Raw genomic sequence first — 11,600 nt, forward strand, 5'->3', positions numbered from 1 at the left:
ACTGTAAGGTAACCCGCTATGACGGCTCTCAACGACACAGAGCGGGCAGCCCACAATTGGACGTCGGAGCGGCAAGAGCGTTCGACGTCGGCCCGCTCTTCGCGCTCGGCGGAGACCGCCCCACAGCGCATTAGCAGGTATTACCCGACCTGGCTGCCCTCTCGTCGCTTTATTGCCGCGGTCATCGCCATTGGCGGGATGCAGCTGCTGGCCACCATGGACAGCACGGTCGCGATCGTCGCGCTTCCTAAGATCCAGGACGAGCTGAGCCTGTCCGACGCCGGCCGTAGCTGGGTGATCACCGCCTATGTGCTGACCTTCGGCGGGCTCATGCTGCTGGGCGGCCGGCTCGGCGACACCATCGGGCGCAAGCGCACCTTCATCGTCGGCGTGGCACTGTTCACCATCTCCTCGGTGCTGTGCGCGGTTGCCTGGGACGAGGCAACGTTGGTTGTCGCGCGGCTGTCGCAGGGCGTGGGGTCGGCAATCGCATCGCCGACCGGTTTGGCGCTGGTGGCGACCACGTTCCCCAAGGGGCCGGCGCGTAACGCCGCGACGGCGGTGTTTGCCGCGATGACCGCGATCGGCTCGGTGATGGGCCTGGTGGTCGGCGGCGCGCTGACCGAGGTCTCGTGGCGGCTGGCGTTCATGGTCAACGTGCCGATCGGGCTGGTGATGATCTACCTGGCCCGTACCGCACTGCGGGAAACCAACCGTGAGCGGATGAAGCTCGACGCCGCCGGGGCCATGCTGGCCACGCTGGCTTGCACCGCCGCGGTTTTCGCCTTCTCGATGGGGCCCGAAAAGGGCTGGCTCTCAATCACCACCCTTGGTTCGGGCGTGGTCGCGTTGGGTGCGGTCATCGCGTTCGTCGTGGTCGAGCGCACCGCCGAAAACCCCGTCGTGCCCTTCCACTTGTTCCGCGACCGCAACCGGCTGGTCACGTTCAGCGCGATCCTGCTGGCCGGCGGCGTGATGTTCAGTCTGACCGTCTGCATCGGCCTGTACGTGCAGGACATTCTCGGCTACAGCGCACTGCGCGCGGGTGTCGGCTTTATCCCGTTCGTCATCGCCATGGGCATTGGCCTGGGTGTCTCCTCGCAGCTGGTGTCACGGTTTTCGCCACGGGTGTTGACGATCGGCGGCGGCTGGCTGCTGCTGGCCGCGATGCTGTATGGCTCGGCGTTCATGCAACGCGGCGTGCCCTACTTCCCCAACCTGGTCATGCCGATCGTCGTCGGCGGCATCGGGATCGGCATGGTCGTCGTCCCGCTGACCCTGTCGGCGATCGCCGGTGTGGGCTTCGACCAGATCGGCCCGGTGTCGGCGATCGCGCTGATGCTGCAGAGCCTGGGCGGGCCGCTGGTGTTGGCCGTTATCCAGGCCGTCATCACGTCGCGCACGCTGTACCTGGGCGGCACCACCGGCCCGGTGAAGTTCATGAACGACCTGCAACTGGGCGCCCTGGACCACGGCTACACCTACGGCCTGCTGTGGGTTGCCGGGGCGGCGGTCATCGTCGGTCTTATGGCGCTGTTTATCGGCTACACCCCCGAGCAGGTTGCCCACGCCCAAGAGGTCAAGGAAGCGATCGACGCCGGGGAGCTGTAACCCCGCGGTGGGCTAGCGCAGTGCCCACCGTGACCGACGCCGCGCCCAAGAGCGTCGAAGTCCGCGCCGGAAGGCCGCCGCACCCGCGCGGATGTGGCCCGCGTGGTCACCGGGTCCCCGACCGCCACTAGGCTTGCCGCCTGTGATTACCCGGATGTCCGAGCTGTTCCTGCGTACTTTGCGTGACGACCCCGCCGACGCCGAAGTGCCGAGCCACAAACTGCTGATTCGCGCCGGATACATCCGGCCCGTGGGACCCGGGCTCTACAGCTGGCTGCCGCTGGGGCTCCGCGTGCTGCGCAACATCGAACGTGTCGTGCGCGAGGAGATGAACGCGATCGGTGGCCAGGAGATTTTGTTTCCCGCGCTGCTGCCGCGGGCGCCGTATGAGACGACGAACCGCTGGACCGAATACGGCGACGGGGTCTTCCGCCTGCGGGACCGCCGCGGCAACGACTACCTACTTGGCCCGACGCACGAAGAACTGTTCACCCTGACCGTCAAGGGCGAGTACAGCTCCTACAAGGACTTCCCGCTGACGCTGTATCAAATTCAGATCAAGTACCGCGACGAGGCGCGGCCACGGGCGGGTATCCTGCGTGCCCGAGAGTTCGTCATGAAGGACTCCTACTCCTTCGACACCGACGCTGCCGGGCTCAAAGCGTCTTACCACGCCCACCGGGAGGCCTACCAGCGCATCTTCGATCGACTGCAGGTGGGCTATGTCATTGTGTCGGCGGTGTCCGGCGCAATGGGCGGCAGCGCCTCCGAGGAATTCTTGGCCGAAAGCCCGATCGGCGAGGACACCTTCGTGCGGTGCCTGGAATCCGGTTACGCGGCCAATGTCGAGGCGGTCGTCACCTCGCGCCCCGAGAGCCTGCCGATCGAGGGGCAGCCCGAAGCGGTTGTTCACGACACCGGTGATACCCCCACCATCGCCACCCTGGTCGACTGGGCGAACCAGGCGGGTCTGGGGCGCACGGTGACCGCCGCGGACACCCTGAAAAACGTCCTGGTCAAAGTCCGCCAGCCGGGCCAGGACTGGGAGCTGCTCGCCATCGGTGTGCCTGGCGACCGGGAGGTCGACGACAAGAGACTGGGGGCGGCGCTGGAACCGGCGGAGTTCGCCTTGCTCGACGACAGCGACTTCGCCAAATACCCCTTCCTTGTCAAGGGCTATATCGGCCCGAACGCACTACAGAAGAACGATGTGCGCTATCTGGTCGACCCACGCGTGGTCGACGGCAGCAGCTGGATCACCGGCGCCGACGAGCCCGGTCGGCATGTGGTGGGCTTGGTCGCCGGGCGCGACTTCACCGCCGACGGCACCATCGAGGCCGCCGAGGTGCGTGCGGGCGATCCCTCCCCGGACGGGGCCGGTCCGCTGGTCATGGCGCGCGGTATCGAGATAGGCCACATCTTCCAGCTGGGTCGTAAGTACACCGACGCGTTTGCCGCCGACGTGCTCGGCGAGGACGGCAAGCCGGTGCGGCTGACCATGGGCTCCTACGGGATTGGGGTGTCGAGACTGGTCGGCGTGCTCGCCGAGCAACATCACGACGAACTGGGCCTGCGCTGGCCGTCGGCGATTGCTCCGTTCGACGTTCACCTGGTGATCGCCAACAAGGATGCGCAGGCTCGTGCCGGAGCCACGGCCCTGGCCGACGAATTGGATCGGTTGGGTGTTGGGGTGCTGCTCGATGACCGCCAGGCGTCGCCCGGCGTCAAGTTCAAGGACGCCGAGCTGCTGGGGATGCCGTGGATCGTCGTGGTGGGACGCGGCTGGGCCAACGGCGTGGTCGAACTGCGTGACCGGTTCACCGGGCAGACCCGTGAGCTGGCGATCGACACCGCCGCGGTGGACATCACGACGGCCGTATCTGGTTAGACGTGGTGCTTGCTCAGGTGCGGCTGCCGGCTTCTTTTGCGAGCTGAACTCGCGATGTCAGCCCGAGCTTGCTGTAGACGTGGGTCAGGTGGGTTTGTACGGTCCGATGCGATACGACAAGTCGAGTCGCGATGTCTTTGTTGGTCAATCCCTCGCCCACCAATCGCACCACGTCGAACTCGGCCGGCGTGAGCGATTCCCAGCCGCTGGTCGGCCGCTTGCGTCTGCCACGGAGTCGCTGGGCGTAGTCGATCGCCTCTTCGGTCGACAGCACCGCGCCCTCCGCCCAGGCGGCATCGAAGTCCAGCTCGCCCATCGCATCCCGCAGCGCGGTCACCGAGGCCTCGTAGCCGGCTTGGTAGACCCCGAAGCGGACGAGGCCGATGCGTTGCCGAATCGCCTCGGCGGCTCCGAATAACCTCGCCGCTTCGGTGTGACTTCCGGCGTCGCTGGCGAGGCCGGCAAGGCACTCGAGCACGTCGGGAAGGTCCACGTAGGCCCCAAGATCGGCCGCACAGGTCAGCGCGCGCCGGGCGTCGCGTTCGGCGTCGTCTCGTTTGCCTTCAGCGATTGCGATGCGGGTTCTCGCCGTCAGCGCCACCGCCAGGTGCCGGCCGGCCGCGGTCTGTACGGCTTCGTCGCTCCAGCGCCGCGCCGCGACGAGATCGCCTGCGGCAAGCGCGACCTGGGCACTGAACGCGCGCTGCACCGCTGTCGACTGCGGCATGGCCACGCCCAGGTTGTGCCATGCCGACTCACTGGCCTCTCGCGCGGTCACCACGTCGCCGGCGGCCAGGGCCGCGGTGGCCAACGCGGAGTAGCCCATCCCCGCGAAGTACTCGCCCAGCCCGGCGGCCTCCAGGGCCGCGTCGGCCGCCTCGCGCGCCGCGTCGATGTGACCTTGGTATGCCAAGGCGTAGCCCAGGCCTTGCAGGCTGTTCGCCCGGTGCATCACGTCCTGGGATTCCTCGGCCTCGTTCGCGACCTCGCGGAATTGCGCGACGGCCCCGGCCAGTTCGCCCTGCATCAGCTGGGCGAACCCGAGACACAGTCGACACCACCGCGAGCGGGATCGATCACCGATGGCGTTAGCCAAATCGCGCCCTTCCTCCGCGGCTTTGCGCACCGCGATCGGGCGACCCGCCAGGATCGCATCGACCGCCTGGAAGGAAAGGATCTGGCTCAGTCGCCACCGGTCGTTGATGCGGCGGGCCAGGCCGTGAGCCTCGTCGAAGTACGGCGCGGCCACCTCGACGGAGGCACCAACGACGGAGATGAGGCCGCAGGCCGTAAGGGCACGGGCCAGCAGGGCCGTGTCTTTGACTTCGCGCGCGATAGCCAGAGCCTGTTGGGCCTGTGCCATGCCCGCGGTTGCGTCGACAAAGATGTCCAGCATGGCCCGGTCGGCCAGCGCCCGGGCGCGCACCGCGGGTGCAATCGCGTAAATATCGTGGTCCGTGTCGGCAAGTACGGTGTCGAACCAGGTCCGTCCCTCTCGGATGCGCCCGCGTGTCAACCACACCGGCTGCAGCGAGGACGCCAGCGTCAACGCGATCTCGATGTCTGCTTTTTCGCGACTCCACCCGAAGGCGGCGCGCAGGTTGTCCATCTCGGTATCGGCCTGCTCGATGTGGCGTTGGTAGTCGGCGCTGTCCGGGACGTCGAGCAGGCCGGCCAGCATCGCGTAGTGGTCGCGGTGGCGCATCCGTACGTCGTCGGCATCGCCGGACTCGTCGAGCTTTTCCAGCGCGTACTGGCGCACGGTTTCCAGCAGCCGGTAGCGCGTGCGACCGCCGCTGTCGTCGGCGGCCACTAGCGACTTGTCGACGAGCAGCATGAGTTCGTCAAGTACTTGATAGCGCTGGACATGCGCGCCCCCCGCGACCGCTTGTGCGGCGTCCAGGGTAAAGCCACCGACAAACACTCCCAGGCGGCGAAACAACGCCCGCTCATGCTCGCTGAGGAGCGTGTGCGACCAATCCAGCGAGGCCAGCAGCGTTTGTTGGCGAGCCATCGCGGTGCGCGCGCCGCCGGTCAACAGTTGGAACCGATCACGCAAACCATCGATGATCTCGCCCAGGGACAGCCCCCGCACCCGGGCCGCCGCCAGCTCAATCGCCAACGGCAAGCCGTCCAACCGTTCGCAGATCTCGACTACCGCGGTGGCATGGTCACCAATGAGGCGGAAATCCGGCCGGACCCGTCGAGCCCGATCGCAAAACAACTGGCAGGCTTCGTCGCTCACCGGCAGTGAGCGCACCCGCCAGCGCACCTCGCCCGCAATACCGAGCGGCTCACGACTGGTCGCCAGCAGGGACACGCCCCGACACGTTTCCAGCACGGCCACCACCAACGCGGTGGTCGCATCGAGCAGATGCTCACAGTTGTCCAGCAATAACAGTGCTCGACGCGCGCGCAGGAACGACAGGATTGTGTCGGTGATGGGGTGGCCGAGCTGATCGCGCAGGCCCAGCGCACGTGCCAGGGTGGCCGGTACCAGATCAGGGTCGGTGATCGGTGCTAGATCCACATACCACGCACCGCCGAACTCGCCGGCGGCCTGAGCGGCCACTTGCACCGCCAGCCGTGTCTTGCCGACGCCGCCCACGCCGGTCAGGGTGACCAATCGGTGGTCGGCCACGAGCCGGCGGACTTCGTCGATCTGCGCGGCGCGCCCGATGAAGCTCGTGAGCTGTACGGGAAAGCCGTGCGCCACATCGACATCGGTGGTCCGCAAGGTGGTCCGCAGGGGCGGGAATTCGATCTGCAGATCCGGATGACAGAGCTGCACCACTCGCTCGGAACGACGAAGGTCGCCCAGCGGGTGGTTCCCCAGGTCGATCAACCAGGCTCCGTCGGGCAGTCGATCGACGGTCAGGTCCTCGGTGGCACCCGAGAGCACCGTTTGGCCCCCATGCGCCAGATCACGGAGGAGAGTGGCCTGGTTGACGGTCGGGCCGGTGTAGTAGCCCGCCTGGTGCAGCTCCGCCTCGCCGGTGTGCACCCCGATGCGCAGCCGGATCGGGGCCAACTGAGCTCGCTGCAACGCCAGCGCGGCGGCTACCGCGTCCGAGGCGCGCGCAAAAGCGATTACGAAACTGTCGCCCTCGCCCGGCTCGACCGGCAGCACCCCGTCATGGGATGCGACCGCGTCGGACTGTGCTGCGTGGAGGCGCGTGACTGCAGCACGCATCTCGGCAGGTTGAGTTCCCCAAAGTCGGGTTGATCCCTCAACATCAGCCAGTAGCAGTGTCACCGTGCCTATCGGCAGCAACTTGCTCACGCCCTCATCGCCTCACCGTGGTTCAGTCATGCTAGTCAGCCTGCGCTGACTGCGCATAACTCGACTGTGGGTGACACCGGCCAAAATGTGCCGGACCGAATGGTCGGCGATAGGCCCGGGCGCGAACCCGGTCGGGGCGTGCCTAGGCGATCAGCTGGCCGATGGCAACGCGATGCCAGGTCAGATCGCTTGCAGGTCCGCCAGCTCCTCGGTGAGGTAGCGCTGCAGGTTCGGGCCAATGGTTTGCGCGATGTGCTCGGCCGGCATCGACGCGAACGGCTCGATCTGAACCATGTAGCGGGCCATGACGACGCCCAGCAATTGGGAGGCGACGAACTGCGCGCGGATCATGCCGGTGCCAGGTGGGTTGTCCACCCTGGCGCCCACCTCGGCGGTGACCACTTCCTGCAAGAAGGAGCGTGCCAGGCTTACGTCGCCGCCGGCTATCAGCGATCGTAGGCTGGCCATCAGCGCGGTGCCGGCTTCGGAGTCCCACAGCGGCAACAGCACCGACGGCAGTTTGAACCCGAGTTCTTCGACCGGGGTGTCCCGCATCGGTCCCAGCACCTGCATGGGGTCGATGGGAACGCGGATGGCAGCGGTGAAAAGCTGTTGTTTGGTTCCGAAGTAGTGGTATACGAGCGCGGCGTCCACTCCCGCGTTGGCCGCCACCGCCCGCACCGAGGTTCGGTCGATCCCGTTGCGCGCAAACAGCTCCCGAGCGCTGGCGAGAATTTGTTCGCGAGTGGTGGAGTTGGTGCCGCGGGGTCGTCCGCGTGGCCGGCGCGCTGTGTTGTCGGTCATGGTGCTCCGTGGTCCTTTCCCTGCCGCATCAGGGCGGCCTAACGCAGCCGTAATCGCGAATCCCAGCTCCACGCTGATCTTGCGTAATGCGATTCCGGCTTGTTCCGAATAGGCACGTGCCTGTTGCTATGCCTTCAGCGCGGGGGTGGCGGCCCGCGTGGCGGCTGGTGCGATATTGTCTTGGGTTTTTAATCCACCGCGGCTTTCGTTGCCGAAAGTCCGTGCTTTTGAATGTGTCAGGTGAGTGTGCAAATGCCATCGGCCACGACGCGTAAATTCACCAAGGGGGGTCGTAGGTCATTTGCTGATATGTGCGTAGGTCATACGTTGATACGCTGACGCATTTTCCGCTGTGTGGCAGATGAACTGGGAAAAGGTGGCTTGATCTATCGTGAGTGGGTGGTCTCTGGAGTGGGGGGTGTGGCCACCGCTTAGTTGCCACCGGGCCGCACGCTGCGCGATTTACAGCATTCTTGCATGTAATTTACAGCTTTTTCGCATTATTGACGGGCGTCTGGTTTTTGCGAGAAACGGCGCGATACAAATCGGTGCTCGGCCGGCGCATGCAAAGTCGGGTCGCAAAAAATCCCGAGAAAGGCATGCCCTAAAGGCATGTCCGGTTTGCTACTCGTTTCCGCCGGGAAAAGCGGCGGTGATCGGCCACGCGCCCAGCACCTTATTCCAGCGGGCGGCCATTACCGCGCTTTCGGTCAGGGCCGTCGCGGCGAACGCCCGATCGTCCGCGGTGTCGGCGTACTCGACCACCGCACGCCAGGCGGTCGCGCCGTCGCTCTCCATCCGGGCGGCCAGCCGTGCGGCGTCGGCTGCGCTGCGCACGTCGTTGGGCAACTGGTAGCCGGCGGCCGCGACCGGCGGGTTGACCTTGCGGGAGGCCAGCATGGCGATGACGTCGTCACGACGTTGCCGGTGTTGGGTGAATGCCTCGACAACCAGGTCGTTGACGCTGGGCGGCGACAATGCCGACACGATGCCGTAGCCGTAGATCGTCGCGTGCTCAACCGCGAGCGCTTCGCTCAACGCGGCGGTGTCGCCCTGTTTTCCGGAGGGGGAGCGCTTCGGGCTGGCGCCGAAGCTCGGTTCCGATGAGGTCATATGGATGGACCCCCAGGCGTGAGCGCGACCTTGTAGGACGCGGTGCACGAGGCGGCGACGGAGGCGAGCAGCCCGGCGCGGTAGCCCGACGAAGTGGCGACCAGACGACTGGCATCTTCGGCCGACTTGCGCAGTGAGTCGACCACGTCGGACAGCGGAGGGGGTGGAGGTGGCGGTGCCTCGGTCTCGCTGGGGCTGGCGCTTGCGCTGCTCGTCTCGCTGGTTGCCGATGCCAGCTTGCCGGCGGCCCGAGCGATTTCGGTGGCCAAGGCTCGCGCATGCGCGGCGCGCTGACTGGCGACCACGGTCAGCGCGGCCGCGATCTGTGGGGGGTTTCCGATCGCTCCGGCGGCGGCCGAAGCCAACGCGCTGTCGCGGCGGGCCTGGTCCAAGGGCGCCAGAAGCTCTTCGACAGCGGGTGGCTTGGGCGGAGACTCGCCGCAGGCGGACACCACCACGCCTAGCGCGGCGAGCGCGGCACTGCCGGCGAGAACGTCCCGCCTGTTGACGCCGGCCACAGCTCTGAACACAGCAACATCCTGCCATTGGGGCCAGCTTGGGCACGATCAGGGACGGCGAGCCGCGACCTCGACGACACGATCAACGCTGCAGCTGCGATTCCTGGCGTATCGTTGGTAGCTGGTTTCCGTGAACCACCGGGCTTGCGCGCCGATGGGACGTCGGAAGCCGGCTGGCGGCGATATCCGCCAACCGACCGAACAACTCAAGATGAGGAGCTCGCCGTGACCACCGGGCTACCTTCGCAGACGCAGGTGATCGAGCTACTCGGTGGTGAGTTTGCGCGCGCCGGCTACGAGATCGAAGACGTGGTCATCGACACCCGCGCCCGGCCACCGCGGATCACCGTGATCGCCGACGGCGACACCGCACTCGACCTGGACACCGTAGCGTTGCTCTCGCGTGCTGCCTCGGGTTTGCTGGACGGCCTGGCTGACATTCGCGGCAGCTACACCCTTGAGGTCAGTTCTCCGGGGGTAGATCGCCCGCTGACCAGCGAGAAGCATTTCCGTCGGGCGCGCGGACGCAAGGTCGAACTCGCGTTGTCGGACGGATCGCAGCTGACCGGGCGAGTCGGCGAGGTACGCAACGACCTGCTCGCGCTGGTGGTGCGGCGGGGCCGGGACTGGGCGGTCCGTGAAATTGCGCTTTCTTCGATTATTAAAGCTGTTGTGCAGGTTGAGTTTTCGCCGCCAGCGTCCGCGGAGATGGAGCTGGCGACCAAGTCCGAGGTGGGGCGGGCCGCTGGGACGGAGGCCGGAGCATGAACATCGACATGGCCGCGCTGCATGCGATCGAGGTGGACCGGGGCATCTCGGTCAACGAGTTACTCGAAACGATCAAATCGGCGCTGCTTACCGCCTACCGGCACACCCAAGGTCATCAGACCGACGCTCGCATTGAGATCGACCGCAAAACCGGCGTGGTGCGGGTGATGGCTCGTGAGGTGGACGACGACGGCAATCTGATCAGCGAGTGGGATGACACACCCGAGGGCTTTGGCCGTATCGCCGCCACTACCGCACGTCAGGTGATGCTGCAGCGATTCCGCGACGCCGAGAACGAGCGCACTTTCGGTGAATTCTCGACCCGGGAAGGGGAGATCGTTGCCGGGGTGATCCAACGCGACAGCCGAGCCAACGCGCGCGGGCTGGTAGTGGTGCGGGTTGGTAGCGAGACAAAGGCCTCCGAAGGTGTGATCCCCGCCGCTGAACAGGTCCCCGGCGAGAGCTACGAACACGGCAACCGGTTGCGCTGCTATGTGGTCGGTGTGAGCCGTGGTGCGCGCGAGCCGCTGATCACGCTCTCGCGCACCCATCCCAACCTGGTCCGCAAACTATTCTCGCTGGAAGTCCCCGAGATTGCCGACGGCTCGGTGGAGATCGTGGCGGTTGCCCGCGAGGCGGGTCACCGCTCCAAGATCGCGGTGCGGTCCAACGTACCCGGGTTGAATGCCAAGGGCGCCTGCATCGGACCCATGGGCCAGCGGGTCCGCAATGTGATGAGCGAACTCTCTGGCGAGAAGATCGACATCATCGACTACGACGAGGACCCGGCCCGCTTCGTGGCCAATGCGTTGTCGCCCGCGAAGGTGGTCTCGGTGTCAGTGATAGATCAGACCGCCCGGGCCGCCCGGGTCGTGGTGCCCGACTTCCAGTTGTCGCTGGCCATCGGTAAGGAGGGCCAGAACGCGCGGTTGGCGGCTCGGCTGACCGGGTGGCGGATCGACATCCGTGGTGACTCGCCGGGGCATCAAGCCGGCCAGCCGGAACATGGCACCAGCCACGGAATGGCGCACGACCGCTAGCCGTGTGGGCGCGACCGCGCGGCAGTGCACATCGCCACCCGCCGCCGCCGCACAGCGGGGCGCATCCGGGTCCAGATCCTGGGAAAGACCGGGAAAGAAGGGGCGATCGTTGTGCCGGCCCGCCGCGGCGGACAACGGTTCCCCGGGTGGTTCTAAGCATCGATCGGTTGACGCTAGACTGAGCCGTGATCCAGCGCGAGCCTTCGGCCGTGGCGCACCGACGCCCGGAGAGTCCTTGCGGACCGGTGCGGACGTGTGTCGGGTGCCGGAAGCGAGAGCTGGCCGTCGAACTGCTTCGAGTGGTGGCTGAGTCGATCGGGAACGGCAACTACGCCGTGATCGTTGACTCGACCAGGTGTCTGCCGGGGCGGGGTGCGTGGCTGCATCCCGTACCGCAGTGCCTACAACAAGCGATCCGGCGGCGGGCTTTCACCAGAGCGCTGCGCATCACCGGTTCACCGGATACATCGACGGTGGTCGAGCACATTTGCGGTCCGAATGCGCTCGTCCCCACCGAGCAACAGAACAGGTAGCAACGAACATGAGCACAACGTGAAGTCCCGATGACAATGCGT

General features: G+C 66.4%; 9 protein-coding genes. 5 read left to right on the top strand and 4 right to left on the bottom strand.

The features are described from left to right. The first annotated feature begins 18 nt into the window (after positions 1-18). The gene (locus MB901379_RS08215; RefSeq protein ID WP_158016166.1) at positions 19-1,611 is read left to right on the top strand and encodes an MFS transporter; all 1,593 of its coding nucleotides are present in this window, start codon (positions 19-21) and stop codon (positions 1,609-1,611) included. A gap of 142 nt (positions 1,612-1,753) precedes the next feature. After that, entirely contained in the window at positions 1,754-3,499 is a 1,746-nt protein-coding gene (locus MB901379_RS08220) for a proline--tRNA ligase (RefSeq protein WP_158016167.1), read from the top strand. Between the two features lie 13 nt (positions 3,500-3,512). Here the strand turns inward: MB901379_RS08220 and MB901379_RS08225 are convergent, their stop codons facing one another. The 4 genes from MB901379_RS08225 to MB901379_RS08240 form a co-directional block, all read right to left on the bottom strand. Beyond that, the gene (locus MB901379_RS08225; RefSeq protein ID WP_158016168.1) at positions 3,513-6,782 is read right to left on the bottom strand and encodes a LuxR family transcriptional regulator; all 3,270 of its coding nucleotides are present in this window, start codon (positions 6,780-6,782) and stop codon (positions 3,513-3,515) included. Between the two features lie 180 nt (positions 6,783-6,962). Further along, positions 6,963-7,586 (bottom strand): TetR/AcrR family transcriptional regulator, encoded by a 624-nt coding sequence (locus MB901379_RS08230; RefSeq protein ID WP_158016169.1) that lies wholly within the window; start codon positions 7,584-7,586, stop codon positions 6,963-6,965. Between the two features lie 624 nt (positions 7,587-8,210). Beyond that, complete coding sequence (locus MB901379_RS08235; protein WP_158016170.1) at positions 8,211-8,699, bottom strand: ferritin-like domain-containing protein; 489 nt, start codon at positions 8,697-8,699, stop codon at positions 8,211-8,213. Next, entirely contained in the window at positions 8,696-9,229 is a 534-nt protein-coding gene (locus tag MB901379_RS08240) for a twin-arginine translocation signal domain-containing protein (protein WP_158016171.1), read from the bottom strand. The genes MB901379_RS08235 and MB901379_RS08240 overlap by 4 nt, the downstream gene beginning before the upstream one ends. 213 nt (positions 9,230-9,442) lie before the next feature. Between MB901379_RS08240 and rimP the strand changes: the two genes are divergently transcribed. The 3 genes from rimP (at position 9,443) to MB901379_RS08255 (ending at position 11,558) form a co-directional block, all read left to right on the top strand. Continuing rightward, complete coding sequence (rimP, locus tag MB901379_RS08245; protein WP_158016172.1) at positions 9,443-9,985, top strand: ribosome maturation factor RimP; 543 nt, start codon at positions 9,443-9,445, stop codon at positions 9,983-9,985. Further along, on the top strand, positions 9,982-11,025 hold the full coding sequence (nusA, locus tag MB901379_RS08250) for a transcription termination factor NusA (protein WP_158016173.1): 1,044 nt from the start codon (positions 9,982-9,984) through the stop codon (positions 11,023-11,025). The genes rimP and nusA overlap by 4 nt, the downstream gene beginning before the upstream one ends. A gap of 302 nt (positions 11,026-11,327) precedes the next feature. Beyond that, a complete protein-coding gene (locus MB901379_RS08255; protein WP_232022020.1) occupies positions 11,328-11,558 on the top strand; it encodes a YlxR family protein in 231 nt (76 codons plus the stop codon). The last annotated feature ends 42 nt before the right edge of the window (positions 11,559-11,600 follow it).

The organism is Mycobacterium basiliense, from assembly GCF_900292015.1.
In the GTDB taxonomy this organism is placed as follows: Bacteria; Actinomycetota; Actinomycetes; order Mycobacteriales; family Mycobacteriaceae; genus Mycobacterium; species Mycobacterium basiliense.

Excerpts from the sequence above, each read along its gene's own strand:
- MB901379_RS08215 (WP_158016166.1), top strand. The coding sequence starts at position 19 with ATGACGGCTCTCAACGACACAGAGCGGGCAGCCCACAATTGGACGTCG.
- MB901379_RS08230 (WP_158016169.1), bottom strand. The coding sequence starts at position 7,586 with ATGACCGACAACACAGCGCGCCGGCCACGCGGACGACCCCGCGGCACC.
- MB901379_RS08235 (WP_158016170.1), bottom strand. The coding sequence starts at position 8,699 with ATGACCTCATCGGAACCGAGCTTCGGCGCCAGCCCGAAGCGCTCCCCC.
- nusA (WP_158016173.1), top strand. The coding sequence starts at position 9,982 with ATGAACATCGACATGGCCGCGCTGCATGCGATCGAGGTGGACCGGGGC.